The sequence below is a fragment of the Pseudomonas maumuensis genome (assembly GCF_019139675.1).
Taxonomy (GTDB): domain Bacteria; phylum Pseudomonadota; class Gammaproteobacteria; order Pseudomonadales; family Pseudomonadaceae; genus Aquipseudomonas; species Aquipseudomonas maumuensis.
Genome location: NZ_CP077077.1, coordinates 76,490 through 102,921 on the forward strand (window position 1 = coordinate 76,490; position 26,432 = coordinate 102,921).

25 protein-coding genes are annotated in these 26,432 nt (G+C 63.7%); 14 read left to right on the plus strand and 11 right to left on the minus strand.

All coding sequences use genetic code 11. The features are described 5' to 3' along the window. Window positions 1-181 precede the first annotated feature (181 nt). On the minus strand, window positions 182-814 hold the full coding sequence (gene yihA / locus KSS90_RS00380) for a ribosome biogenesis GTP-binding protein YihA/YsxC (RefSeq protein WP_217867808.1): 633 nt from the start codon (window positions 812-814) through the stop codon (window positions 182-184). 208 nt (window positions 815-1,022) lie between these two features. On the opposite strand from yihA, the gene KSS90_RS00385 reads away from it, so the two are divergent. From KSS90_RS00385 to KSS90_RS00420, 8 genes are all read left to right on the plus strand, one after another. After that, on the plus strand, window positions 1,023-1,325 hold the full coding sequence (locus tag KSS90_RS00385) for a c-type cytochrome (RefSeq protein WP_217867809.1): 303 nt from the start codon (window positions 1,023-1,025) through the stop codon (window positions 1,323-1,325). 31 nt (window positions 1,326-1,356) lie between these two features. Then, window positions 1,357-1,974, plus strand: a complete 618-nt coding sequence (locus KSS90_RS00390; RefSeq protein ID WP_217867810.1) for a c-type cytochrome — start codon at window positions 1,357-1,359, stop codon at window positions 1,972-1,974. 165 nt (window positions 1,975-2,139) lie between these two features. Then, window positions 2,140-2,772 (plus strand): thiol:disulfide interchange protein DsbA, encoded by a 633-nt coding sequence (gene dsbA / locus KSS90_RS00395; RefSeq protein WP_217867811.1) that lies wholly within the window; start codon window positions 2,140-2,142, stop codon window positions 2,770-2,772. Between the two features lie 12 nt (window positions 2,773-2,784). Beyond that, window positions 2,785-3,639: an endonuclease/exonuclease/phosphatase family protein gene (locus tag KSS90_RS00400; RefSeq protein WP_046853623.1), complete on the plus strand. Its 855-nt coding sequence runs from the start codon at window positions 2,785-2,787 to the stop codon at window positions 3,637-3,639. 96 nt (window positions 3,640-3,735) lie between these two features. Beyond that, window positions 3,736-5,727 carry a GGDEF domain-containing protein gene (locus KSS90_RS00405; RefSeq protein WP_217867812.1) on the plus strand — a complete coding sequence of 664 codons (1,992 nt, stop codon included), beginning with the start codon at window positions 3,736-3,738 and terminating at the stop codon, window positions 5,725-5,727. 99 nt (window positions 5,728-5,826) lie between these two features. Further along, a complete protein-coding gene (locus tag KSS90_RS00410; protein WP_217867813.1) occupies window positions 5,827-6,222 on the plus strand; it encodes a hypothetical protein in 396 nt (131 codons plus the stop codon). Window positions 6,223-6,293: 71 nt separating this feature from the next. Further along, window positions 6,294-7,070, plus strand: a complete 777-nt coding sequence (locus KSS90_RS00415) for an N-acetylmuramoyl-L-alanine amidase (RefSeq protein WP_217867814.1) — start codon at window positions 6,294-6,296, stop codon at window positions 7,068-7,070. A 110-nt stretch (window positions 7,071-7,180) separates the two neighbouring features. Beyond that, on the plus strand, window positions 7,181-8,800 hold the full coding sequence (locus KSS90_RS00420) for an EAL domain-containing protein (protein WP_437180046.1): 1,620 nt from the start codon (window positions 7,181-7,183) through the stop codon (window positions 8,798-8,800). 27 nt (window positions 8,801-8,827) lie between these two features. Here KSS90_RS00420 and KSS90_RS00425 read toward each other — a convergent pair whose 3' ends face one another. Together KSS90_RS00425 and algB are read right to left on the minus strand one after the other, a co-directional pair. Further along, window positions 8,828-10,606: a KinB sensor domain-containing domain gene (locus KSS90_RS00425; RefSeq protein WP_217867816.1), complete on the minus strand. Its 1,779-nt coding sequence runs from the start codon at window positions 10,604-10,606 to the stop codon at window positions 8,828-8,830. After that, window positions 10,603-11,949, minus strand: a complete 1,347-nt coding sequence (gene algB, locus KSS90_RS00430; protein WP_046853630.1) for a sigma-54-dependent response regulator transcription factor AlgB — start codon at window positions 11,947-11,949, stop codon at window positions 10,603-10,605. Before algB ends, KSS90_RS00425 begins: the two co-directional genes overlap by 4 nt. Window positions 11,950-12,159: 210 nt before the next feature. Here algB and KSS90_RS00435 point away from each other — a divergent pair, with 210 nt between their 5' ends. The 6 genes from KSS90_RS00435 (at window position 12,160) to KSS90_RS00460 (ending at window position 17,644) form a co-directional block, all read left to right on the plus strand. Further along, window positions 12,160-12,981 (plus strand): BON domain-containing protein, encoded by an 822-nt coding sequence (locus KSS90_RS00435; protein WP_217867817.1) that lies wholly within the window; start codon window positions 12,160-12,162, stop codon window positions 12,979-12,981. A gap of 174 nt (window positions 12,982-13,155) precedes the next feature. Then, window positions 13,156-13,443: a hypothetical protein gene (locus KSS90_RS00440; protein ID WP_217867818.1), complete on the plus strand. Its 288-nt coding sequence runs from the start codon at window positions 13,156-13,158 to the stop codon at window positions 13,441-13,443. A gap of 39 nt (window positions 13,444-13,482) precedes the next feature. After that, window positions 13,483-13,644: a DUF1328 domain-containing protein gene (locus KSS90_RS00445; protein ID WP_008092060.1), complete on the plus strand. Its 162-nt coding sequence runs from the start codon at window positions 13,483-13,485 to the stop codon at window positions 13,642-13,644. A 5-nt stretch (window positions 13,645-13,649) separates the two neighbouring features. Next, window positions 13,650-14,120: an inhibitor of vertebrate lysozyme family protein gene (locus KSS90_RS00450; RefSeq protein WP_217867819.1), complete on the plus strand. Its 471-nt coding sequence runs from the start codon at window positions 13,650-13,652 to the stop codon at window positions 14,118-14,120. A 730-nt stretch (window positions 14,121-14,850) separates the two neighbouring features. Continuing rightward, window positions 14,851-16,185 carry a glutamate/aspartate:proton symporter GltP gene (gene gltP, locus KSS90_RS00455; RefSeq protein ID WP_023629390.1) on the plus strand — a complete coding sequence of 445 codons (1,335 nt, stop codon included), beginning with the start codon at window positions 14,851-14,853 and terminating at the stop codon, window positions 16,183-16,185. Between the two features lie 229 nt (window positions 16,186-16,414). Further along, entirely contained in the window at window positions 16,415-17,644 is a 1,230-nt protein-coding gene (locus KSS90_RS00460; protein ID WP_046853634.1) for a nucleoside recognition domain-containing protein, read from the plus strand. Here KSS90_RS00460 and KSS90_RS00465 read toward each other — a convergent pair. From KSS90_RS00465 to KSS90_RS00500, 8 genes are all read right to left on the minus strand, one after another. Continuing rightward, on the minus strand, window positions 17,626-18,240 hold the full coding sequence (locus KSS90_RS00465; protein ID WP_217867820.1) for an ABC-type transport auxiliary lipoprotein family protein: 615 nt from the start codon (window positions 18,238-18,240) through the stop codon (window positions 17,626-17,628). The two genes, KSS90_RS00460 and KSS90_RS00465, sit on opposite strands and share 19 nt — an antisense overlap. Next, the gene (locus tag KSS90_RS00470; protein ID WP_217867821.1) at window positions 18,237-19,175 is read right to left on the minus strand and encodes an MlaD family protein; all 939 of its coding nucleotides are present in this window, start codon (window positions 19,173-19,175) and stop codon (window positions 18,237-18,239) included. The genes KSS90_RS00465 and KSS90_RS00470 overlap by 4 nt, the downstream gene beginning before the upstream one ends. Before the next feature lie 3 nt (window positions 19,176-19,178). Then, window positions 19,179-19,964 carry an ABC transporter ATP-binding protein gene (locus tag KSS90_RS00475; RefSeq protein ID WP_225933116.1) on the minus strand — a complete coding sequence of 262 codons (786 nt, stop codon included), beginning with the start codon at window positions 19,962-19,964 and terminating at the stop codon, window positions 19,179-19,181. Beyond that, window positions 19,961-21,094: an ABC transporter permease gene (locus KSS90_RS00480; protein ID WP_217867822.1), complete on the minus strand. Its 1,134-nt coding sequence runs from the start codon at window positions 21,092-21,094 to the stop codon at window positions 19,961-19,963. Before KSS90_RS00480 ends, KSS90_RS00475 begins: the two co-directional genes overlap by 4 nt. A gap of 118 nt (window positions 21,095-21,212) precedes the next feature. Next, complete coding sequence (locus KSS90_RS00485; RefSeq protein ID WP_217867823.1) at window positions 21,213-22,223, minus strand: DUF5924 family protein; 1,011 nt, start codon at window positions 22,221-22,223, stop codon at window positions 21,213-21,215. A 97-nt stretch (window positions 22,224-22,320) separates the two neighbouring features. After that, complete coding sequence (locus KSS90_RS00490) at window positions 22,321-23,724, minus strand: M16 family metallopeptidase (RefSeq protein WP_217867824.1); 1,404 nt, start codon at window positions 23,722-23,724, stop codon at window positions 22,321-22,323. Between the two features lie 31 nt (window positions 23,725-23,755). After that, window positions 23,756-25,414, minus strand: a complete 1,659-nt coding sequence (locus KSS90_RS00495) for a Na/Pi cotransporter family protein (RefSeq protein WP_217867825.1) — start codon at window positions 25,412-25,414, stop codon at window positions 23,756-23,758. A 227-nt stretch (window positions 25,415-25,641) separates the two neighbouring features. Continuing rightward, complete coding sequence (locus KSS90_RS00500; protein WP_023629725.1) at window positions 25,642-26,412, minus strand: TerC family protein; 771 nt, start codon at window positions 26,410-26,412, stop codon at window positions 25,642-25,644. Window positions 26,413-26,432: the final 20 nt, after the last annotated feature.

The following is a 26,432-nucleotide window of genomic DNA, read 5'->3' on the forward strand; positions in this document are numbered from 1 at the left end:
GGTGAAGCCTTTCGATGCTCCTATGTTGTGTTAAGTGTTGGCAGATATCTGGACCCCGCCCTAGCGGTCCGGACTTGGACCCCGAACTTCCCCCTCCCCATACGAAGTCCGGGGTTTTTTTTGCCCGGAATTCGGCGTCATGCCTGCCGGGCTCGCTCCACGAGCCCGCAAGGCCGCGAAGTCAGGCCGCCGGCTTGTCTTCCAGCTCCATCCAGTCCGCCAGCACGCGATAGGCCTCTTCCAGGCCCAGGCGCTTGGGTGCCGAGAACAACTGGATGGTCGCGGTATCGCCCCAACCCTTGCGAATCTCCGACTGCACCTTGAGCAAGGTGTTCTTGCCAGCGCCGTGGGTCAGCTTGTCGGCCTTGGTCAGCAGGATATGCATTGGCATGCCACTGGCCTTGGCCCAGTCGAGCATCATCTTGTCGAAGTCGGTCATTGGATGGCGGGTGTCCATCATCAAAATGATCCCGCGCAGGCATTCGCGGCTGCCCAGGTAGGCCTCAAGGTGTTTCTGCCAGTGCTGCTTGAGCGGAATCGGCACTTTTGCATAACCATAGCCCGGCAGGTCGACCAAACGCCGTTCATCGTCCAGACTGAAGAAATTCAGCAGCTGGGTGCGGCCGGGGGTCTTCGAGGTGCGCGCCAGGCTGGCGTGGGTCAGGGTGTTGAGGGCGCTGGATTTACCGGCGTTGGAACGGCCGGCGAAAGCCACCTCGTAACCCTGGTCTTCGGGGCATTGTTCAACCTTGGCGGCGCTGAGGGCGAATTTGGCTTTCTGGCAGAGGCCGAGGATGGGGTTCTTGACTTGCATGGGATTTCCGATGTGGGTGTTGCCCAGCGCTGGAGGCGTAGGACCAGGCCTGGCAAGCGGTGTCGTTTCCGTTTGGCTGGCGGAAGTATATAATGCCCCAGTTTTTGTGTGCTCATTCGCCCAGCGAAGGCAATTGAGCATGGGGTGTCGAACAATAGCTCGCGCAACAGAACGCAGCGCGGCCCCCAACCCTGTCAGGTCGTTTCGCATGGCGAAATGGCTGCTTGCTGTCGGTATGTTCCTGCCGTTTTTCAGCGCACAGGCTACACAGGATCCCGAGGCGTTGTACAACCGCACGTGCGCGGCCTGTCACGCCGGACAACTGCCCCAGGCACCGAAAAGCGGTGACCGGGCGGCCTGGGAGCCAAGGCTGGCGCAAGGCATGGCGCAACTGGTGGTACATGTTACACAGGGTTTCAAGGCTATGCCGCCGCGTGGATTGTGCATGGACTGCAGTGCCGAGGACTACCGTTTGGTCATCCTTTGGATGAGCGGCAGTCCCGATACATAACATTTCACCCTTAGCCGTGTTGGATTAGCTGATGAACAAACTAGTCGTGAGTCTGCTGTTGACCATGGGGGTCGCAGGTGCGGCAACTGCTGCGGGACCCATCAAAGGCGATGCCGCCGCCGGCCAGGCCAAAACCGCTGTCTGTGGGGCCTGTCACAACCCCGACGGCAACAGCCTGGCACCGAACTTCCCGAAACTCGCCGGCCAAGGTGAGCCCTACCTGAACAAGCAGTTGCACGACATCAAGGACGGCAAGCGGACCGTGCTTGAGATGACCGGCATGCTGGCCAATTTCAACGACCAGGACCTGGCCGACATCGCCGCTTATTTCGCCAGCCAGAAAGGCAGCGTGGGTGCTGCCGACCCGAAACTCGTCGAGCGTGGTCGTGCCTTGTTCAACGGCGGCAGCCTGGAGAAAGGCATGCCGGCCTGCACTGGCTGCCACTCCCCGAACGGTGCAGGCATCGCCCTGGCGAAGTTCCCGCACCTCAGCGGCCAGCACGCGCAGTACGTCAGCAAGCAGCTGACCGACTTCCGCGAAGGCAACCGCACCAACGACGGCGACGCCATGACCATGCGCACCATCGCCGGCAAGCTCAGCAACAAGGACATCGAAGCGTTGTCCAGCTACATCCAGGGCCTGCACTGAAGTGCGCGTTAACACTCGGTTAATGCTTCAGCGCTAAAGATGAAAAGGGCAGCCGACGCTGCCCTTTTTTCTGTCCGTAGCCGTTACACTACAGAACTCTTGCCCTTCCCGACCTGTCCTACACAGGTCGCGTCGAGGCGACCAAAGACTGCTCAGGAGTAAAGCATGCGTAAACTGATTCTCAGCGCTGCGCTGGTCGCCGCCAGCGTATTCGGTATGGCCGCGGTACAGGCCGCGGAGCCTGTGGCGGGCAAGGAATATATCGAGCTGAGCAACCCCGTTCAGGTGTCGGTGCCAGGCAAGATCGAGGTCGTCGAGCTGTTCTGGTATGGCTGCCCGCACTGCTACCACTTCGAACCGACCATCAACCCTTGGGTCGACAAGCTGCCCAAGGACGTCAATTTCAAGCGCGTCCCTGCCATGTTCGGTGGCCCCTGGGATGCCCACGGCCAGATGTTCCTGACGCTTGAAGCCATGGGTGTTGAGCACAACGTCCACAATGCGGTGTTCGATGCCATCCAGAACAAGCGCATGCGCCTGACCAAACCTGAGGAGATGGCCGAGTTCCTGGCCACCCAGGGCGTGGACAAGGACAAGTTCCTCGCCACCTTCAACTCCTTCGCCATCAAGGGCCAGGTCAATCAGGCCAAAGAGCTGGCCAAGAAGTACGAAATCACCGGCGTACCGAGCCTGGTGGTCAACGGCAAGTACCGCTTCGACCTGGGTACCGCCGGTGGTCCGGAAGGCGTGCTGAACGTCGCCGACCAGCTGATCGCCAAGGAGCGCGCCGCTAAGTAAGCGGCGACTGCCATGGGCCGCTTTCGCTCAACCCGAAGCGTCGGCCTGCACCAGCCGCAGGTCAACGAGCATCACCTGCAGGCCAGCGGCCTGCCGGCCGATGGTCGCCTGCGGCTGCTCAGTTTCAATATCCAGGTCGGTATCAGCACCGAGCGCTATCGCCACTATGTGACCCGCAGCTGGCAGCACCTGCTGCCGCACAACGGGCGGGCCGGTAACCTGCAGAAGATCGGTGACCTGCTCAACGACTTCGACCTGGTGGCCCTGCAGGAAGCCGACGGTGGCAGCCTGCGCTCCGGCTTCGTCAACCAGGTGGAGCACCTGGCCCAGCTGGGGGCCTTCCCCTACTGGTACCAGCAGCTCAACCGCAACCTGGGGCGTTTCGCCCAGCACAGCAACGGCGTGCTCAGCCGCCTCAAGCCCCAGCACCTGGAAGACCATCCCCTGCCCGGCCCGTCTGGTCGAGGGGCGATCCTGGTGCGTTTCGGCGAAGGTGCCGACGCCCTGATCGTGGTGATGATGCACCTGGCACTTGGCTCCAAGACCCGCGCCCGGCAGTTGGCCTACATCCGCGAGCTGATCGGCGGCTATCGTCACCAGATCCTCATGGGTGACATGAACACCCATGCCAACGACCTGCTCGACCACTCGCCCTTGCGTGACCTCGGTCTTGTCGCACCCCAGGTCGAGGCCACTTTTCCCAGTTGGCGCCCCCAGCGTTGCCTTGACCACATCCTGCTCAGCCCGAGCCTTACGCTGGAACGCGTCGAGGTGCTGGCACAGCCAATTTCCGATCACCTGCCCGTCGCCGTCGAGATCCGATTGCCTGATGCCCTGACTGTGGATACGCTGCCGGTCCTGAGTTAGTCCTGCCTGGGCGAATCCTGCACTCAAGTGTTGGGCTTTTCCGCCGAAATCCAGTGATTGCAGGACTAGATGCCACTACCCGTTGCGGATCCAGGCATGACCGAAGAAGCCGAGCGCTGGAAAGAAAAATACCTCAAGAGCATCGAGCGGCAGGAAAAGCTCGAGCGGCGCTGGGAAGCCCGCCTCGATCTGCTGCGTCGTGGCCTGGTGCGCAGCACCCTGGCGGCTGAAGGTAGCGACAAGACCGTTGACCAGTGCATGAAGGAAATGCGCGAGGTCATCCGCAGCGACAACATGGACGCCGGCCTCGCCGGGCTGATTCCGCGCCTGGAAAAAGCCGTGCTCGACTCCGAGCAGCGCCGCGAAACCCGCATGAACCAGGTCAGCGAAGCGCTGACCGCGCTGGTTACCCAGCTGCAGACCTTGCCGCTGCCGGGTGATGTGGCACGTCCGTTGAAAAAGCTGGCGAAGAAGCTTGACGGTGGCGTCAGCCAGTCCCGCGAGCTACCACCCTTGCTGGGCGAGCTCAGTGGTTTGCAGGGGCGCGCCCTGGATGCGGTGCAAAAGCCCGATGATGAAGCTCGCCCCGGGTTCCTGCAGCGCCTGTTCGGTGGCCGTGACGAGCCCCAAGGGGAATTGGCGACCGCACCTGTTGCCGTCGAGGCGACGTCGCCCGCACCGCAGCCAGCCCCGGTCATCGCACCTGAGCCACAGCCCAGGGATGCCGACGAACTGCACGCCCTGGCACCTGCCCCTCAAGCTTTGCCCGAGGTAGCACAGGCAGTGGATGAAACGGTGCCCATCGAGCCGGCTGAAGCGCAAGTCGAATTGCCCGGCCCGGCGCTGGTTGAAACCACGCCGTTGGTCGTTGCCGATCCGCATCCCGAAGCCGAGCCATCGGTGGCCGCGGTTGCCGAACCTGTACCCGAGCCTTTGACCGTCATCGAGACGGAGCAAGCCGCAACGGATGAGCCGGACACCGTGGCGGAGCTGGCCACCGTCGATGATGGCCCTTATGCCCTACCCGATGCGGTCGAGCCGCCCTATAGCCAGGTTGCCGCCCATATCGAGCAGACGCTGATCGGCCTGCTCGACGACCTGAGCCTGCCCGAGCGCCACAAGGCCCAGGCTCTGGAGATGCGCGAGCGGGTTTCGCGGGGGCTGAACTGGTACGAGCTGATCCCGGTACTGGATGACCTGGCTGTGCTCATGCTGGCGATCACCGACAGCGGCCAGCATGAGTTCGAGGCTTACCTGCAGCAGCTCAACGAGCGCCTGGAAACCTTCCAGAGCCACCTGCACGAAGCCAGCGCCGGCCATGCCGACAACAGCTCCGCCGCCCGAGAGCTCGACAGCCAACTGCGCGAGCAGGTCGATGGCCTGCAGAGCAGTGTGCAGGGTGCTGCCGATGTCGACAGCCTCAAGCATATCCTGGAGAACCGCCTCGAAGGTCTGCTGGTGACCATGGATGATCACCAGCACGAGCGTGACCGCCGAGAGCATGAGCTGGCCAGCCGCCTGCAAGGTCTGGCCGAGCGCGTGGCGAGCATGGAGCAGGAAGCCCTGGGCTATCGCGAGCATCTCGAGGAGCAACGCCAGAAGGCCATGATCGATCCGCTCACCGGCCTGCCTAACCGGGCGGCCTGGAGCGAGCAGGTCGAGCGCGAGGTGCTCGACTGGCAGGAAAACGGCGGCCACCTGGCCATGGCCATCCTCGATCTCGACCATTTCAAGCGCATCAACGATGGCTATGGCCACCTGGCGGGCGACAAGGTGCTGAAGATCGTGGCCGACCAACTGCGCAAGCGCCTGCGTGGGCGCGACTTCATTGCCCGTTTTGGTGGCGAGGAATTCGTCCTGCTGCTGCCGCAGACCTCGCCGCCAGCGGCGGTCCAGGTAGCAGAGGCGTTGCGTGCGGCCATCGAAGCCTGCCCTTTCCATTTCAAGGGTGAGCGGGTGGTGATCACCACGTCCATTGGCATCAGTGCATTCCGCTCCGGGGAGCGTGGCGACCAGGTGCTCAAGCGCGCCGACGAGGCGCTGTACCGGGCCAAGGACGGTGGGCGTAACCGAGTCGAGCAGGCATAGATAATTAACGCCCCGCAGCTCTCGGATCGATCGACACTTCTGGCCCGCGCTGACTCTCCAGCGCATCGCCAACAGATCGATTGTGAAAGGAGTTGAAGGATGAATGTAACCAGATGGCTCATGCTGGCCGTGCTTGGCCTGGTCTTCCAGAGCAGTGCCATGGCCAAGGACATGCTGCTTACCGCGCATGTTGGGGCCGATGGCAAGGTACTGCGCCAGTGGCCGGAGTGGATTAGCCAGGTGGAGCGTCAGGCGCAGGCCAACTACTTCACCCAGTACACGCTGAAACTCAATCCGCGCATCGTGCATCAGGACCCGGGTTTCTGCTCGGTATCGCCGATCGACGCCAGCAGCTACGACCGGCAGATGCACGGCCAGGCCAAAGTGATCGGCAAGCCACTGGCCGAACATCTGAGCGTGATGACCCAGCTGGTGGACATGAAAGGCGCCAGTGGCGACAACTCGCTGGAATTTCTGCTGCTGTGCGTACGCTGAACGTAACGTCGCCACAAGAGCACGTTATACTGTAGCGCTGTTGTCGCCTACTCAATGACGTGCTCCCCGCAATGAAAAGACTTTTCACCGCCCTGCTCCTGTTGACCCTGGCAGGCTGTTCCAGTGGCCTGCGTATCGACCGCAGCCACCCCTCGGCCAATCAGGACAGCCGCATCCAGTTCGTCGTCCTGCATTACACCAACGCGTCGCTGGAGCGCTCCCTCGCCCTGCTGACCCATGGCGAGGTCAGCAGCCACTACCTCATCGGCGACGGTCCGGCCACGGTCTATCAACTGGTGGACGAGAACCGCCGCGCCTGGCACGCCGGCGACAGCCAGTGGCAGGGCCGCACCTGGCTCAACTCCAGCTCCATCGGTATCGAGATCGTCAACGAGGGCTACATGGACACGCCGACCGGGCGGGTCTGGCACCCTTACAGCGAAGCTCAGGTGCAGGCGTTGATCGCCTTGCTCAAGGACATCGTCAAACGCAACAACATCGACCCGCGCCACATCATTGGTCATAGCGACATCGCCCCGCTGCGCAAGCTCGATCCGGGTCCGCTGTTCCCCTGGAAGCGCCTGGCAGACGCTGGTCTGGGCATCTGGCCGGATGCGCCGTCAGTGGCGCGGCAGCAGGCCTATTTCGAGGCCAACCCGCCGACGATCAGTTGGTACCAGCAGCAACTGGCGCGTTTTGGCTACGCCATCGAGCAGACCGGCGAGCTGGATGTGGCTACCCGGCATGTGATCGCGGCCTTCCAGATGCGTTTCCGCCCTCTGCTCTTCGACGGCACGCCGGATGCACAGACCGCGGCGATATTGCAGGTACTCAACCGCAAGCGCTGAGCCGAGCTTTTCGGACGCTTGGTGCGAGCGCGGGCCGATCCACACGCCCAGCGGCTGCGCCAAGCTACGATTCAGTTGCTATACCTTTGGTATTCAACTGGATGCCGCGCATGCTTGCCCTCTTCACTTCGGTGCGTCAATTTTTCCACCGTCCCTGGCTGTTGGCCGTACTCGCGGCTTTGGCCAGCGCCGCACTGTTGCTGGCGATTAGCGTCAACGTGACCTTGCAGCAGATGAAGCAGGGCGAAAGCGCGCAGATGAATGCCCAGGGCGAACGGTTCCTGGAGCGTCTGGAGCAGGTGTTCGGGCAGTTGCGCGAGGGCGTGGACCAGCTCCAGGCCCAGCCGCTGCGCGGCTGCGATCCGCAGATGCTGGCGCAACTGCAGCAGGTGGCGCTGAAGTCGCGCTTCATTTATGAAGCGTCTTACGTGGATGGCACGCGAGCCTGTTCGAACCGCGGTGGCGAACGGATCATCGAGCCGTTGCGCAGCCCCGACATCCAAGGTCCGACCTACAGTTACTGGCTCAACACCACGACGGAGCCGAACGAGAACCTCGCGGCCCTGATGCTGGGCCGGGGCCGGTTCGTGGTTTCCACGTCGCGTGGGCATCTCACCGACGTGGTCGACCTGCCGCCCGGCGGCAGCCTACTGGTGGTTCTGGATCGTGGGACGCGAGCGATACCCGTGCTGGGCCCGACGCAACCCTGGCCGCCGACCACCGAATGGCCGCCTGCGCAGGGCAAATCGTTGATCGAACTGCCCGACCGTCTGGTCTATCGCATGTCCACCAAATCACCGGATTACCAGTTGGTGCTGATCGCGCCGCGAGCGAGCCTGCCTTTGAAGCTCAATGGCCTGCTCTGGTTACTGTTTCCCGGTAGCCTTCTACTGGCTGGCTGTATTGGCTGGCTGGTGCTGCAACTGATCCTGCAGCGCCGCTCGATGAGTTCGGAGCTACAGCAGGCATTGCGTCGCGGCGAACTCCAGGTGCTGTATCAGCCGATCTTCGAACTGGACAGTCGCCGCTGCGTCGGCGCCGAGGCGCTGGTGCGCTGGCGCCGCCCGGACGGCAGCCTGACCAGTCCGGAGCTGTTTATTCCGCTGGCCGAGAATACCGGCCAGATTCGACAGATCACCGACTTCGTCCTGCAGCGGGTGCTCGAGCAACTGGGGCAACTGCTGCGCGCCAATCGCCAGTTGTACATCTCGGTGAACCTGGCGGCTTGCGACGTCATGGCACCGCGAATCGGTCGGGTGGCGGCCCGGTTGCTGGCGCACCATCGGGTCGCCCCCAGCCAGATCGCCTTCGAGGTGACCGAGCGTGGCCTGATCGATGTTGTGGTGGCGCGGGACAACCTGCAAGCCCTGCGCGCCGTCGGACACCAGGTGCTGATCGATGACTTCGGCACCGGCTATTGCAGCCTGGCCTACCTGCAGACCCTGCCGGTGGACTGCCTGAAAATCGACAAGTCGTTCATCGACGCCCTGGGCCATGACGCCGCCAGCAGCGGCGTGGCGCCGCACATCATCCGCATGGCCCATGACCTGCATCTGCGGGTGATCGCCGAGGGTATCGAGTGCGAAGACCAGGCGGTGTTGCTGAACAGCGAGGGCGTCCACTACGGCCAGGGTTGGCTGTTTGCCCATCCGCTGAACGCCCGCCAGTTTGCCGAGTTGATTACCCGCGGGCGGCGTGTGGCTGGGCGGCGGATCGATGATGAGCCTTGAGGCTGGCGTGCTCCTGGCAGCGCCATGTCAAACCGGCAGCGCCATGTAGAACTGCGTGCCCTGCCCCGGTCGCGAGAATACCCCCATTCGTCCGCCATGCAACTGCACGATTTCCTTGCACAGCGCCAAGCCAAGCCCGGCCCCGCCCTTCTTGCGGCCCACCTGTACGAACGGTTCGAAGATCCGGCCCTGCTGACCATAGGCGATGCCCTCGCCGTTATCCTCGACGCTGATGATCACGCGCTCGGCATGACGCCGTGCGTGCAGGCGGATACGCCCGCCGCTGCCGGTGTGGCGAAGGGCGTTGTGCAACAGGTTGTCGAGCACCCGGTCGAGCTGCGCAACGTCGGCCTGGATGCGCGGCAGTGGTGGCTCCAGCTCGCGGACAATCTCGATCTGCTTGCCCGAGGCTTGTTCGGCGAAACGCGCCTGGGCACGTTCGAACAGCTCGTCGAGTACGCAGGGAGCAAGTTCGAGTTTCTGCAGGCCATTTTGATAGCGGGAGAAGTTGAGCAGGTCGTTGATCAGCTGGGTGAGGCGCTGCATTTCCTCGGCTATGGTTTCGAGCAGGTCGTTCTCCCGTGCTTCGGGAGGGAAGCTGATGCGCTCACGCAGCAGGCCGAACGCCATGTGCATGCCCGTGACGGGGGTGCGCAGCTCGTGGGAAGCGCGCAGTACGAACTCGCTGCGTACCCGTTCGAAGGCACGCTGTTCGGTGACATCATGCAACACCATCACCGCGCCCAGAATAGGGCCTTCCGGGTGGCTGACCGGAGTCAGGCTGTAGGTCAGCAATCTGGTCTCTTCATCCACCTCCAGGCTCAGGTCTTCCGGCAGGCGGTCCAGGCTGCCACCGCGCAGCACCTGACGTAGCTGTTGCTCCAGTTCGGGGCGCTGCAGGGCTTCGGCCAGGCTCACGCCCAGACGGCTCGGGTCCCAACCGAGCTGGCGCTGGGCCACCGGGTTGAGGTGCTCCAGGCGCCCCTGGCGGTCGATGATCAGCAGGCCATCGTCGATGCTGTCCAGCACCGCCTGCAGGCGCTGCTGTCCGGCCTGCAGCTCATCGATGTTGGTGGCCTGGTGCTGGCGCAGGGCGTCGGCCATCAGGCCGAAGCGGCGGGTCAGCAGGTTGAGCTCGGTGGCCTGGGTCACTGGCAGGGTGACGTCGAAGTTGCCCTGGCCGACCTGGTCGGCTGCCTTGGCCAGCGCCTCGATCGGCTGGCCAAAGCGGCGGGCGATGTTGTGTGCGGTGATGAAGCCGAGGACCAGCACGACCAGGCCCATCAGGCCGAGCAAGCCGCTGATGAGCAAGGCGTGGTCGCGCGATGCTTCTTCACTGCGGGTAATGTGCTCCACGGCCTGGCGGTGCGAGTCGAGCAGGTCAGTGCGCACCTGGTTGAAGGCGGCGCCGAGGGGCTGGTCCACGCCCATGCTGCGAGCCGGCGCCGGGCTCTGCCGATAAGCTTGGACGAACGCCTGGTAGTTGCTGGCGGCCTTGCTGAAGCCGGTACGCTCACCGCCTTGTTCCAGCCCCTGTTTGAGCAGTGTCTGGAACTGCTCCTGCAGGGTGACTAGATTGCTCGGGGCCGTGTCCTCATCGAGGATGAGGTTGAGTTGCTCGCCCAGGTTCTGGCGCAACTTCAGGGCTAACTCGAGGGTTTGGGTGGTGTCCTGCACCACGCGCTGCTGCAGGGCCGCCATCTGCAGCACGCTGAACAATCCCAGCAGCAGGCCCAGCAGGGCCACGGTGACCAGTGCCGAGATGCTCAGGAACAGCCGTGTGCGCAGCTTCATCGGCCATTTCATAGGTTGTACTGCTTGCGCTTGCGGTACAGGGTCGAGGCATCGATGCCCAGGGTCTTGGCTGCCTGGTCGAGGGTGTCGCTGGTGGCCAGCACCGCACCGATATGGGCGCGTTCGAGCTCGTCCAGGCTCAGCGCCGCACCGACCCGCGGCGCGTTGCCGGCGGGTTGCTCGGCCATGCCCAGGTGGCTGATCTCCACACGTTCCTGTGGACAGATGATGCTGGCGCGCTCGATCACGTTGCGCAGTTCGCGGATGTTGCCCGGCCAGCGGTAGTTCAGCAGCGCGGCGCGCGCTTCGTCGCTGAAGCCACGGGCCGGGCGCGAGTACTCCTTGACGAAGCGCGCCAGGAAACGGTCGGCCAGGGTCAGGATGTCCTCGCTGCGCTCGCGCAGGGGCGGCAGGTGCAAGGTGATGACGTTCAGCCGGTACAGGAGGTCTTCACGGAAACGGTTCTCGCGGACCATCTCGTCGAGGTTGAGGTTGGTGGCCGCCAGGATTCGTACATCCGCCCTGCGCGTGACGGGGTCGCCGACCCGCTCGTATTCCTTGTCTTGGATGAAACGCAATAGTTTCGGCTGCAACGTGAGGGGAAAGTCGCCGATTTCGTCAAGAAACAGCGTGCCGCCATCGGCCTGGCTGACCCGCCCCAAGGTACTTTCGCTGGCGCCGGTGAAGGCGCCACGAGTATGGCCGAACAGTTCGCTTTCCATCAGCTCGGCATTCAGCGAAGGGCAGTTGATGGTCACGCAGGCCTTGCGCGCGCGCTTGCTCCAGCCATGGATGGCGCGGGCCAGCTCGCCCTTGCCGGTACCGGACTCACCGAGGATGAGAATGTTGGCATCGGTGGTCGCTACCTGGCGGGCGGTTTCCAGCACCGCCATCATCGCCGGGCTGTGGGAGTCCAGGCCGTCCTTGGGCTTGCGTACTTCACCTTCGAGGGCTTCCAGGCGAGCCGACAGTTGGCGCACTTCCAACTGCTTGGCCGTGGCCAGGCGCAGTTGGTCGGGGCTGCATGGCTTGACCAGGTAATCGGCGGCGCCGGCCTGGATCGCGTCCACTGCGGTATCGATGGCCGAGTGCGCGGTAACGATCACCACTCGCATCCATGGCGCCTGGATGCGCATTTGCGCCAGCACGTCCAGGCCGTTGTCCTCGCCCAGGCGCAGGTCGAGGAAACACAGGTCGAACACCTGGCGCTGCAGCAGGGTCTCAGCCTGGGCGGCGCTGTTGGCGGTAGCCACGCTATAGCCCTCGTCCTCGAGGCAGTAGCGGAAGGTACGCAGGATGGCGGACTCGTCGTCCACCAGCAGAATGCGGCCTTGGTTGTCCTGGGCTGATTCCATTTCCTGCGCTCCTTTGGGATTGATCTCAATTAGTGTCGGAAAAATCGGGCAAGTTGCATGGTCGATTCTGATTGATTCTGCTCCATGCATGCTAGCTGTATGCCTTCATGATGGCTAAGTGGCTGATAAATATGAAGTTGATTGTCAGTAAATGGCTGGCACGCGGGTTGCGACGGTCTTGGGTTGAGTGATGCGAAAGGAGGTTTGCTGATGTCCATTTACCCTCGAATGGCCTTGTTGGCGGCCTGTGCTTTGTCGGTGATCGCACAGGCCCAGGCCGACCCGGTGCAGGATGCGCGTCTGGAAGGTGCCCTGCAGACGGCCCTGTCCCTTAACCCCATGCTCAATCCGTTCCCTATAAAGGTAGAAGTCGATGGCCAGCAGGCGAGGCTCTCGGGTGACGTGGAGAATCCGGTGGAGCGCGCATTGGCCGAGCAGGTTGCCCTGGCCACCCGCGGTATCGAACGGGTGGACAACCAACTGCGGATCGATCCCGGCCTGGTGGACAGGCCTCTGGAGTTGCGCGCTTACGCCCAGCGTCTGGAGGACGTCACCTTGGCTGCGGTGGTGCGCGCACGACTGCTGTGGAGCCGGGTCACCGAGAAGGCCCCTATCGAAGTGGAAAGCCGCGAAGGCGTGGTGACTTTGCGTGGCAAGGTGGACAGCCCCGAAGCCAAGGAGCTTGCCGGGGTGCTGGCTCGCACGACTGAGGGAGTGTACCTGGTCAACAACCTCGTCAGCCTGGACAGCATGGCCTTGGCCAAGGCCCGGGAAAAGCCACTTGATGCCCCTGACGGTCCGCAGCCCAGCGATAGTTGGATCGTCGACAAGATCCAGGCCAGCTACCGCTTCAGCCGCAATCTCGACGGATTGAACATCAAGGTGGCCAGCGATGAAGGGCTGGTCAGGTTATCTGGCGAGGTGGTCAGCAGTGAGCAGAAGGCCATTGCCGTGGACGTCGCTAGGCAGATCGTCGGGGTACGCGGCGTCGACGCCGATTTACTGAAGGTGGCGACCAAAGTGGAGGGCTGATCGTGCAAATCGCACGACCCCACGACGGGCATCGTGCAGGATACGTCCTTGCCAGTGATGACAATGTTGCATATCTATTTGATTTAAAAGGATTTTTTAAAAAAATAACGGCTGGCATGCAGGCTGCACTGATCTTCCCAAGAACGGATAACAAGTACAGCAGGAGGAGCCGGCATGAATCGCCCCAACGTCAACCGCACGCAGAGCGCTGTGGTACCCATGCAGCAACTGCTGTTCCTCGGTATGGCCCTGCTGCTGACCTTGGCGGTCGGCCTGTTTCACCATAGCTGGCAGACCGCCCGGCTGGCCGAGCAAGTGGCCGCGCAGACCGCGCTGTTGACACAACTGCGGGCGACGACCCACGCCAGCACTCTGGTCAAGGCCGCCGAGTCTCTGCCTAGTGCCGAGACTGCCCCCGTCGTTCTCGAACGCGTAGAGCCTCAGCAGCGTTGGGTGTTCTGACATTGCTGATCGATTTCGTACAAGAAAAGGAGAAACATCATGCTGAGTTGGGCTATTACCTTCCTGATCATCGCCATCATCGCCGCGGTACTGGGCTTTGGCGGTATCGCCGGCGCTGCGACCGGTATCGCGAAGATCTTGTTCATCGTCTTCCTGGTGCTGTTCGTTGCCTCCTTCTTCTTCGGACGCGGTAGAGGTTGACGACCATGAGCAGGATGCTCCCGAAGGCCTTGGCCGTCGCGCTGCTGCTGGGAAGTGGCGCGTCGGCGCTGGCCGCCAATGACGGTCAGGTGCGGGTCAACCAGTTGCTTGGTTCGGACCCCGAGTATCAGAAGACCTGGCAGAAGACGATAAAGAAAGAAGAGCGTTTGCCTGAATGGGTGATCAACCTCAGCGGCAGCTCGGCGCAGCAGATGTCGGCGGTGACCGAGGACGGCGACCAGTATCTGGTCGGCCCGCTCTGCGAGTCTGAAGGTAAATGCACCTACAAACGCCTGGTCGTGGCCTTCAGTTGGGATAAGGACGAGGCCTACGGCATGCTGGTGGAAGTGCCCGAGGGCTTGCCTGCGGACAAATCACCGACCCGCCATGCGGACTATCGCTGGCTGGGCAAGCCTGACGAAGGCATGAAAGCTTTGCTGCAGGAGCAGCTCAAACGCGACCCGAACTGGTACTGACCAGCGGTCGCGCACTGTAACGCGATAGAAGCTGAACCTTTTTATCTTTCAGGCTTCTATGATGCGCCGCCCCGAGGAGGGGTGGCGCATGACCAGGGGGCCGGGCGGTTCTGACCGATGCAGGGTCGGAGTGGCCTAGGGGTACAGGGAGTGCCTCCGTCGTGGGCCGGGTCAGGAGAGGGTGGCATCGGAAGTTGCAGGTCGACCACGTCCGGAAATGGATGAAGAAATCGATCTGGCTTCCGAAGCGCCTGTGAGGTTCCTTCCTTCTATACGAGTGACTTTTCTGTTCAGACACATTTTGTCGCTACCGTATATCTAATTTTTTTTAGTTGTCCGACAGGTCAGGCCACGTGGCATTTCAGCCATTCGGATTGTCGAACACGCCATCAAACACCCTCCTGTCATACCTCCAAATCTGCCGAAAAATGGCGTATTGGCCTTGTTCGGAAATCCGAACGTTGAAAATCAAGGCTTTGGCGATGCTCGATTTTGGCTTCCGGTCTCATGCCGATTCGGCATGGGGTAGTCGTTTCCGGCATTAGACTGCCCCTGCCCACGTCGCAATAGTTGCCGCCTTTTTCCTTGGCCCGAGCGCCAGAAATGCTCGCTCGCGGTGTCCTTACAGAGGGGCCCGGAACGGAACATGTAGCCGCCCAGAAGCACTAAAAGGCTCTGGAACGCGACTTTCCGTCAGGTGCCCGTGACCACTACAACAAAGGGTAACGACATGAAGAAGGCAAAACTGAGCCTCGCCTGGCAGATCGTCATCGGTCTGTTGCTGGGCGTTGCAGTCGGCGCGCTACTGAATCATTTCAGTGCGGAAAAGGCATGGTGGATCAGCAACGTCCTCCAGCCGGCCGGCGACATCTTCATTCGCCTGATCAAGATGATCGTCGTCCCGATCGTGATTTCGTCGCTGATCGTGGGCATCGCCGGGGTTGGCGACGCGAAGAAACTGGGCAGCATCGGCCTGAAGACCATCATCTACTTCGAGGTGGTGACCACCATCGCCATCGTGGTCGGCCTGGTCCTGGCCAACGTGTTCCACCCGGGTGCCGGCATCGACATGAGCACCCTGGGCACCGTCGACATCTCCAAGTACCAGGCCACCGCGGCCGAGGTGCAGCATGAGCACGCGTTCATCGAGACCCTGCTCAACCTGATCCCGTCGAACATCTTCGCGGCGCTGATGCGTGGCGAGATGCTGCCGATCATCTTCTTCTCGGTGATGTTCGGCATGGGCTTGTCGAGCCTCAACGCCGACCTGCGTGAGCCGCTGGTGCGTACTTTCCAGGGCGTGTCGGAGACCATGTTCAAGGTCACCCACATGATCATGAACTACGCCCCGATCGGTGTGTTCGCCCTGATCGCCGTGACTGTCGCCAACTTCGGCTTCAGCTCGCTGCTGCCGCTGGCCAAGCTGGTGCTGCTGGTGTACTTCGCCATCGCCTTCTTCGCCTTCATGGTGCTGGGCCTGGTGGCTCGCCTGTTCGGCTTCTCGGTAATCAAGATCATGCGCATCATGAAAGATGAGCTGATCCTCGCCTACTCCACCTCCAGCTCCGAGACCGTGCTGCCGCGCGTGATCGAGAAGATGGAGAAGTACGGTGCGCCGAAGTCGATCTGCTCGTTCGTGGTCCCGACCGGCTACTCGTTCAACCTCGACGGTTCGACCCTGTACCAGAGCATCGCGGCGATCTTCATCGCCCAGCTGTACGGCATCGACCTGTCCTGGAGCCAGCAGCTGCTGCTGGTGCTGACCCTGATGGTCACCTCCAAGGGTATCGCCGGCGTGCCGGGTGTATCGTTCGTGGTACTGCTGGCCACCCTGGGCAGCGTGGGCATCCCGCTGGAAGGCCTGGCCTTCATCGCCGGTGTCGACCGCATCATGGACATGGCCCGTACCGCGCTGAACGTGGTCGGCAACGCCCTGGCCGCAGTGGTCATCGCCAAGTGGCAGGGTATGTACGACGCCGAGAAAGGCGAGGCGTACTACAAGTCGCTGGTGCTGGAAAAAGGCAAGAAAGAGGCCGTGGTGGCGGGCAAGACCGTCAACCAGTAAGCCGCTGAGCTGAACCAAGAGCCCCGACTTTGTCGGGGCTTTTTGTTGTCTGGAAGTTGACCGCGGCCGTGTTACCCACACTGGCCCCATCGCCGGCAAGCCGGCTCCCACAGGGATTTGCGATACCCGTGTGGGAGCCGGCTTGCCGGCGATGGGGTGCGAAGCGCCCCCAACAGCGCGCACGTTGATTGCGCTATCATTCGGGCATTTTTCACGGGGGAACACACGGATGCTCAACGGCCTCTGGCTCGGCTTTTTCCTGATTGCGGCCATCAGCGCCCTGGGCCAATGGCTGGTGGGCGGCAATGCCGGCATCTTCGCCGCGATGGTCGAGAGCATCTTCGCCATGGCCAAGCTCTCGGTAGAGGTGATGGTCCTGCTGTTCGGCACCCTGACCCTGTGGCTGGGTTTTCTCAAGATTGCCGAGAAGGCCGGTATCGTCGAATGGCTGGCCAAGGTCCTCGGGCCGCTGTTCGCCCGGCTGATGCCGGAGGTACCGCCGGGCCACCCTGCCCTGGGCCTGATCACCATGAACTTCGCCGCCAACGGCCTGGGCCTGGACAACGCCGCCACGCCCATCGGCTTGAAGGCCATGCGCTCGCTGCAGGAGCTCAACCCCAGCAGCACCACGGCGAGCAACGCGCAGATCCTGTTCCTGGTACTCAACGCCTCGTCGCTGACGTTGCTGCCGGTGACCATCTTCATGTACCGCGCCCAGCAGGGCGCGCCCGATCCAACCATGGTGTTCCTGCCGATCCTGTTGGCCACCAGTTGCTCGACCCTGGTCGGCCTGCTGTCGGTGGCGGTGATGCAGCGCCTACGCCTGTGGGATCCGGTGGTGCTCGCCTACTTGATCCCGGGAGCCTTGTTACTGGGCGGTTTCATGGCCTTCCTCGGTACGCTGTCAGCCGCCGCGCTGGCCAGCCTGTCGTCGATCCTGGGCAACCTGACGCTGTTCGGCGTGATCATTCTGTTCCTGGTGATCGGCGCGTTGCGCCGGGTTCAGGTGTACGAGGCGTTCGTCGAAGGCGCCAAGGAGGGCTTCGACGTGGCCAAGGGGCTGCTGCCCTACCTGGTGGCGATGCTGGTGGCCGTGGGCGTGCTGCGTGCCTCCGGCGCCCTGGAACTGGCCCTCGACGGCATCCGCCATGCGGTGACCTGGATGGGCCTGGATACGCGCTTCGTCGAGGGCCTGCCCACGGCGCTGGTCAAGCCGTTCTCCGGCAGCGCGGCGCGGGCGATGTTGATCGAGACCATGCAGACCCAGGGCGTGGACAGCTTCCCGGCGCTGGTGGCGGCGACCATCCAGGGCAGCACCGAAACCACCTTCTACGTGCTGGCGGTGTACTTCGGCGCGGTGGGTATCCAGCGCGTGCGCCATGCGGTGGGCTGCGCGCTGCTGGCCGAGCTGTCCGGGGTGATCGCGGCGATCTTCGTCTGCTACTGGTTCTTTGCCTGAGCCTGGCTGACGGTCCAGTCGATCACCTGGCGCGCCAGCTGGTCGCTGGCCGTACCGAAGCCGGCGACCACCGCCGGCACTTGCTGGCTGCCTAGCGGCTGGCGTACCTCGAAGCGTTTACTCGCGAGGATGCGCTGGCTGCGGCCCTGCACCAGCCGGGCATCGTAGCGGATCACCACCTCCACCGCCCCGCCTGGGCGGTACTCGCTCTGGAACGCCTGCAGTTCGCCACCCAGCTCGTAGTCCGCCTGCAGGTTGCTGTCGTCGGCACTCAGGCGCTGCACTCGGCCATCGCGCTGGAAGCCGTCGAGCAGGCGATTGCGCACCAGCATCGGCGTCGGGTCGCTCCAGCGGGCGCCCTTGTAGCTGCTGATCACATTCCCCTGGGGAATGACCGCGATACGCGGCCCGGCCAGCGCTTCGCTGGCCAGTGGCTTGTTCAGGCGCAGCGACCAGTCCAGCGGCGCGGCGCTACGGGTGGTCTGGCTCACCGGCAGGCGATAGATATCCACAGGCTCGGACTGCGGCAGGATCGAGCAGGCCGTAGCCAGGCTCAGGGCGGTAACGAGTGCGGCCAGGCGCAGCGACAGCTTCATGGCTGGAACTCCTTGTTGTTGTCGCGGCCCAGCAGGTAGCCGCTGGGGTCGGCTTCCAGGCGCCGGGAGATGCCCTTGAGCGAGTTGAGGGTCTCGCGTAGTTCGCGGATCGCCGGGGCGATCTGGTTCAGGCCCTGGGCACCGTCGTCCAGGGACTGGCGGTTGTCCTGCAACAGGCTGTTGATGGTCGCGGTGCTTGCGGCCAGCGACTGCATGGCCTGCTCGGCGCTGCCGATGGCCTGCTTGCCCTGGGTGCCCAGCAGGCCGTTGGCATTGCGCATCAGGGCCTGGGTCTCGGCCAGGGTGGCATTGGCCTGCTTGCCGACCTGGGCCAGCTGTTCGATGGCCTCGGAAATCCCACCCTTCTGGTTGGCGAAGGCGCCGGTGGTCTGCTCGAGGTTGGCCAAGGTATTGCTGAGGCGCTCGATGTTGCTCGAGGAGAACATCTGGTTGGCGTTGTGCAGCAGCAGGTTGATGTTGGTCACCAGGTCGCTGCTGTCGTTGAGCAGGCGCGAGATTGGCGATGGCGAGGCGACGATCACCGGCAGCTTGCCGTCCTTGCCCTTGAGTTCCGGGCTTTGCGGCGTGCCGCCGCTGAGCTGGATGAACGAGTTGCCGGTCACCCCCGCCAGGGTCAGCTTGGCCTGGGTGTCCTCCTTGACCGGCGTGTCGCCGCTAAGGCGCACGCGAGCCAGGACCCGGCGCGGATCCTTCGGGTCCAGGCGCAGGCTGCTGACATCACCGACCTTGATGCCGTTGTACTGCACCGGGCTGCCGCGGGACAGGCCCGAGACCGCCTCGTTGAACACCACTTCGTAGTCCTTGAAAGCGTCGTCGACACTGGACTTGGTCAGCCACAGGCCGAACAGCATGGCGCCGGCCACCACCAGCACGGTGACCAGGCCGATCAGGACATGATGAGCTCGGGTTTCCATCGTTCAGCGCTCCTGGCGGGCGCGCAGGGCGGCGTCTTCGGCCGCCCGGCCACGCGGGCCGTGAAAGTATTCGTGAATCCAGGGATCAACGGTCTGCTCGACCTCGGCCAGGGGCCCGGCTACCAGCACCTTCTTCTGCGACAGCACCGCCACTCGGTCGGTAATGGTGTAGAGGGTGTCCAGGTCGTGGGTGATGAGGAACACCGACAAGCCCAGGGCGTCGCGCAGGGTGAGGATCAACTGGTCGAAGGCGGCGGCGCCGATCGGGTCGAGGCCGGCGGTGGGCTCGTCGAGGAACAGGATGTCCGGGTCCAGGGCCAGGGCGCGGGCCAGGGCGGCGCGCTTGATCATGCCGCCGGACAGCGAGGCCGGGTACTTGTCGGCAGCGCTGATCGGCAGCCCGGCCAATGCCAGCTTGACCCCGGCCAGGTGCTCGGCGTCGGCCCGTGACAGCCCGGCATGCTCGATCAGCGGCAGGGCGACGTTCTCGGTAACGGTCAGTGAGGAGAACAGCGCGCCCTTCTGGAACAGCACGCCGAAGCGGCGTTCGACCAGCGAGCGCTGGTTTTCGTCGAGCGTGGCCAGGTCCTGGCCGAATACCTTGACCGTACCTTCATTGGGCCGGCGCAGGCCGACGATGCTGCGCAGCAGCACCGACTTGCCGCTGCCCGAACCGCCGACCACGGCGAGGATCTCGCCGCGGTACAGATCCAGATCGAGTTGTTCATGCACGCTCTGGCTGCCGAAGCGGTTGCACAGGCCCCGGGCTTCGATCACGGCTTCAGTCACCAGCCCATCTCCATGAAGAACAGCGCGGCCACCGCGTCCAGCACGATGACCACGAAGATCGATTGCACCACGGCGGAGGTGGTGTGGGCACCCACCGACTCGGCGCTACCGCTGACCTTGAAGCCTTCCAGGCAGCCGATGGCGGCGATCAGGAAAGCGAAGAACGGCGCCTTCGCCATGCCTACGAGAAAATGCTGCACGCCGATGTCGCTCTGCAGCAGCGAGAGGAACATGGCCGGCGAGATGTCCAGGGTCAGGGCGCAGACCACCGCGCCGCCGATCATGCCGCAGAGCATCGCGACGAAGGTCAGCAATGGCAACGCGATCAACAGTGCCAGCACTCGGGGCACAACCAGCAGCTCGATCGGGTTAAGGCCCAGGGTGCGAATGGCGTCGATCTCTTCGTTGGCCTTCATCGAGCCGATCTGCGCGGTGAACGCGCTGGCGGTGCGCCCGGCCATGAGGATGGCGGTCAGCAGCACGGCGAACTCGCGCAGGAAGGAGAACGCCACCAGGTCGACGGTGAAGATGGTTGCGCCGAAGTCGGCCAGCACCGTGGCGCCCAGGAAGGCCACAACGGCGCCGACCAGAAAGGTCAGCAAGGCGACGATGGGCGCGGCGTCCAGGCCGGTCTGCTCGAGGTGCGCGACCACCGGGGTGACCCGCCAGCGATGCGGCTGGAACAGGCGCAGGAACAAGGTCTGCAGGATCAGGCCGATGAAACCCAGCACCTGGTTGGTGTCCTGCCAGAGCTGGTCGACGGCGCGGCCGATGCGCGCCAGCAGGAGCAGCAGCACTGGCTGCTCCGGTTCCTTGACCGGGATGCAGTAGTCCTGCACCGAGCAGTAGACGTTCTTCAGCAAGGCTCGGCTGGCGTCGGGGAGTTCGTCGCTGCAGCGCGACAGGCGTTCGGAGCCCAGCAGTTCGGCCAGCAGCGAGGCGCCGGCGGTGTCCAGGCGGCCCAGCTGGCTGAGGTCGACCTGGGTGTCATCGCCATACTGGCTGCCCAGGCGCTCGCATTCGCGCTTGAGCTCGGTGTAGTGGGCCAGGGTCCAGTCGCCGACGATGCGCAGGCGGGTCGGCTGCTGCTGGGTGTCCAGGGTAGCGCTCGGGGCGGTCATAGGCTCCATGCATCTGACTGGGGAATCGGCGACTCAGATCATAGCCCATCACGGGGCAAGCCCGCTCCCACCAGAATCATGGCTATGGGAGCGGCGGTGCGCCGATGCGACTTGCCCCGCGATCTTGTCAGGAGTCCACCACCTTGAAGCGCAACACCCCGATCACCTGCCCGTCCTCGGTAAGCACCCTCACCTGCCACTTGCCCACCGGGTTGGGCGGGAAGTTCTGCTTGTGGGTCCAGGCGCGGTAGCCTTCCTTGCGCCCGCCGTGGATGTCCAGAGCGATGCGGTCGACCTCTTTGCCGTCGAGCTGCCACACATGGTAGATGCGCTCGTTCAGCCCGCGCGGCGCGTTGATGGCGGTGTAGGCATACAGCCCGCCACTGCGGATGCGGCTGGCCGCCACTTCCTCCAGCGACGAACCCGGCTGACGATTGAGCACTTCGGTGCTGATCGCCACGTCGGTCATCCACAGCGTGGCCGGCGGCACCCAGGAGCGCAGCAGCCAGCCGCCGCCGCCCACCGCCAGGGTCACCAGCACCAGGGCCACGCCCCGACGCCAGTTGTTGATCGGGAAGCTGCTGGCCAGGCTTGGGAACGACAGCGCCATGGCGGCTATCAGTGCCAGCTTGAAACTTTGCGCGGTAGTCAGATGAAGGATGATCGGCAATGCCGTAAGCATGGCCGCGAACAGCGTCAGGGTGTGCAGCGCCAAGAACAGCCAGCGCCTTGGCGCCAGCCACTTGTGGTACAGCGGGTCGACGATCGAGATCAGCCCGGCGGCGCCGAGCAGGCCGGTGAAGATCAGCTGGCCGCTGTTCCAGGTGGTGGTGATGAAGAAGAACGGCAGGACGAAGAACAGGCTTTCCTGGTGGATCATCTGCGTCGCGAAGCGCAGCAGCGGTTGCGGGATCTCGCGCTTGAAGGTGCGGGCGAACAGCTCGGTGAGGGTGTTCTCCAGCATCAGCCAGACCCAGCTGACCAGCATCGCGATGGCGATCCACCTGGCCAGACCGGCCTGGCGGTCGACCAGGATGAAGCTGCCGATGCCCGAGAGGAAACCGTAGAGCGCGATGATGCCGGGGTAGCGCTTGAGCAGCTCGATGATGCGCAGGATGAAGCTGGGGAGTGGGGGCATGAGGCAAGCAACAGGGAGCGGTGGATGGCTGTGCCGGCTTCATCGCGGGGCAAGCCCGCGATGAGCGCTAGCGAAAGGTTTACAGGATACCGCCGAATCAAGGCGCCCGTGTAGCACCGCTGGGCTTGGCGCGTGGCCCGCGCCGGCGGATCAGCCCGACCGCCAGGACCAACCCCAGCAACAACGCCACCAACCCATACAGCTCGTCATACCCCAGCAACGGCTTTTCGATGCGCAGGTACCCTGGCTCCTTGAGCAGCTCGCGCAGCGCCGCATCGGCCTGTTTCAGGCTGACCTGGCGAAGCTCTCGCACCGGGTCGGTGAAACGCCCGTCCTCGTAGGCGTTGAGCGCCCCCCAGTAGTAGTCGGCGAGCGCCGGGTTGCCCTGGGTGGTCCAACTCTCCCGGGCAATTGCCGCCTCCTTGATGCGGGCGAAGGTGTCCGGGTCCAGGCCATGCTTGCGCAGGTGGTCGAACAACTGCTCGAGTACCTTGAGTGCCTTGTCGAGGTCCTGGCGCTCGAGGTCGGCATTCAGGCTTAGCAGCCCGCTGTCGCCAAAGCTCTCGCGTTGTGCCGACGGCCCGTAGGACAACCCGTGACGCAGGCGCAACTGGTCGTACAGCGCCCAGTCCAGGTAGCGCGACAGCAGCTCGAGGGTCTGGTCGTGCCCCTCCTCCAGCGTCGGCTCGATGAACAGCCAGTGCAGCTTGACGCTGTCGCCCAGCCAGCCGCGGGTCAGGTCGCGGCGCTGCTCGGCCTGCTGGCTGATGCTTTCGAGGTTGCGGCGCTCTTCGGGCTCGGTCGCCGGCAGCTCGCCAAAGGTGCGTTCCAGGTAGGCTGGCAGCAGGCGGTCGAGGCCGCCGACGACGATCAGCGACATGTTGTTGGCCACATACCAGTGCTCGCGCAACTGCTGGACCTGTTCCAGCGTCATGTCGTCGAGGTTGGAGCGCTCGGGGCATTTCAAGCCCAGTTCGGTGGCCAATTGGTCGCTGGCTGGGTGGCCGATGTCCTGGCGATCGAGCCAGCGCTGCAGGCGGCCGTAATGGCCACCGTCCTCGCGTTCGATGATCTTTTTCGCGGTGGCCAGCGCCTTGGCGTCGATGTGGGTGTCGCGGACCACCGCCAGCAGCAGGTCGAGCACCTTGCGCTGGTTGCGCGCCGGGGCTTCGATGACGAAGGTGGTGTCGGCGCTGCTGGTGAAGGCGTTCCACTCCCCGCCCAGGGCCTGGATGCGCTCCTCCAGGCCGCCCTCGCCCGTCTCGTCGATACCGCTGAACAGCAGGTGCTCGAGCAGGTGCGGCAGCTCGCGCTGGTCACAGTCGAAGTCGTCCAGGCCCACGCCTACCACCAGGCGGATCGACACATGGTCGCGCTCGTAGCCGGACTTGAGGATCACCTGCAGGCCGTTGGGCAACAGGTAGCCCTCGACCCGCGAGCGGTCGAGGGCGAGCGTGGGCAGGCTGCAGATCAGCAGGCAAACGAACAACAGGCAACGCATGGGCGAGCTTCGGTCTCCGGGGTGTCTTGGCTCAAGGCTGGCGGGCTTCGTCCGGCACGCTGTCGAGCATCAGCCCGCCGGTGTCGGTGCCGCCCAGTACCACATAGGCACTGCTGCAGAACAAAGAGTTCAAACGTTTCATGTCGGCAATCAGCTCCAAGTGTAGCGAACTGGTCTCGATACTCTGCACCACTTTACGTTGCAGGCGGCTGACATGGGCGTGGGCAAGGCGCCGTTCCTGGGCGCGAAAGCGGCGTTTCTCGCGCAGTAGCTGGTGCGCGCTCTGCGGGTCGGCGCTGAGGAACACCGACAGGCCCAGGCGCAGGTTGGCCAGCAGCTGCTCCTGCAGGCCGGTCAGTTCCTCCAGGCCGACCTGGGAGAACTCCCGGCGTTGCGAGGTCTTCTGCTGCTGTACCTTGCGCAGCATGCGCTCGATGAGGTCGCTGGCCAGCTTGAGGTTGATCGCCAGCTCGATGATCTCCGCCCAGCGCCGGTTGTCCTGCTCGGCGAGGTCTTCACGGGGCATCTGCGCCAGGTACAGCTTGATGGCGTTGTACAGCGCCTCGGCATCCTCCCCGAGGGCCCGGACCTGTTGCGGCAAGGCTGTCTGGGTGCCGCGCAGGGCGCCAAGCATGGCCTCGAGCAGGCTGTCGACGATATCGCCCAGGCGCAGGGTCTCGCGCACGGCGTTGGCCAGCGCCAGGCTGGGGGTGTTCAACGCGGTCGGGTCCAGGTGGCGTGGCTGATGGTGGCCGTTGCCGTTGTCGCGTTCGGGCAGCAGGTAGCTGCACAGGCGGCCCATGGGTTTCACCGTTGGCAGCATCAGCAGGCAGCGCAAAGTGTTGTAGAGCAGGTGGAAGCCGATCACCAGTTCTTGCGGGCTGAAGCTCAGGCTGTCCATCCATTCCACCAGCGGGTGCAGCACCGGGATGATCAGCAGCAGGCCGATCACCTTGTACAGCAGGCTGCCCAGCGCCACCCGGCGCCCGGCGCTGTTCTGCAGGCTGGTGGTGAGGAAGGCCAGCAGGCCGCTGCCGATGTTGGCGCCGATCACCAGGCCGATGGCCACCGGCAGGCTGATCACTTCGGCGCCCGCCAGGGTCGCGGTGAGCAGCACGGCCGCCAGGCTGGAGTAGGAAACCATGGCGAACAGCGCGCCGATCAGGGCGTCGAGGAGGATATCGCCGGTCAGCGAGGCGAACAGCACCTTCACCCCTTGGGCGTGGGTGATCGGCGCGGCGGCGTGGACGATCAGTTGCAGCGCCAGGATGATCAGGCCCAGGCCGATGCCGACGCGGCCCAGCTGGCCGGCGCGGGTCTGCTTGCGCGAGAGGAAGAAGATCACCCCGAGGAAGATCAGCAGCGGCGACAGCCAGGACAGGTCGAAGGTCAGCACCCGCGCCATCAGCGCGGTCCCGACGTCGGCGCCGAGCATGATCGCCAGGGCCGGGGTCATGGCCATCAGGCCCTGGCCGACGAACGAGGTGACCAGCATGGCGGTGGCGTTGCTGCTCTGCACCATGGCGGTGACCAGGATCCCGGCGATGAAGGCCAGCGGGCGCTTGTTCATGTTCTGGCCGAGCACCCGGCGCAGGTTCGAGCCATAGACCCGCAGGATGCCGGTACGCACGATATGGGTGCCCCACACCAGCAACGCCACGGCGGAGAGCAGATTGAGCAGGGTCAGCATGGTCGGGCCCCCTTTTCTTCTATGCCCCTGGGCGGGGCCAATGGGTGCAGCGGTGAGCCTGGCCCGGGGGTGGGCTGTTTTTTCCAGTGCTCACTGAAGCTTTAGTTGTTTTGCGTGGCTGGCGCCAGCTTGGCATGGGTGAAACCTATTTGAAACATGCGCTAGCACAGGCCAGAACGCAAAAAGGGCCCTGCGAAGGGCCCTTTGTCTTTCTGCGCTTCCTGGGTTTATTGACCCGGGATGTCCTTGCGCAGTTTCACTGGATCGTGTTCCTTGCCCTTCTTGCGTGCCATCGCCGTGCGCATGCGGATGTTGATCGCCTCCACCGCCAGCGAGAAAGCCATGGCGAAGTAGACGTAGCCCTTCGGCACATGCACATCGAAAGATTCGGCGATCAGCACGGTACCGACGACGATCAGGAACGAAAGCGCGAGCATCTTCAGCGACGGGTGCTTGTCGATGAAGTCGCTGATGGTGCCGGCGCAGAGCATCATCACCAGTACCGCGACGATGATCGCGGCGATCATCACCGGCACGTGGGAGACCATGCCCACCGCAGTGATCACCGAGTCCAGCGAGAACACGATGTCGATGATGGCGATCTGGATGATGGTGTAGAAGAACTTGCCACCTGCCCCTTTCGGCTCGTCGGGGTTTTCGTCCTCGCCTTCCAGGCCGTGGTAGATCTCCTGGGAGCTTTTCCACAGGAGGAACAGGCCGCCGAAGAACAGGATCAGGTCGCGCCCGGAGATACCCTCGCCCAGCACATGGAACAGGTCATCGGTTAGGCGCATGACCCAGGTGATGGACAGCAGCAGCATGATCCGCGTGACCATGGCCAGGGCCAGGCCGAAGATCCGCGTGCGCGGTTGCATGTGCTTGGGCATGCGGCTGACCAGGATCGAGATCATGATGATGTTGTCGATCCCGAGCACGATCTCAAGCGCGGTGAGGGTGAAAAAGGCAACCCAGATTTCCGGGCTGGTCAGCCATTCCATGTGTATTCCTTCGAGCGGTA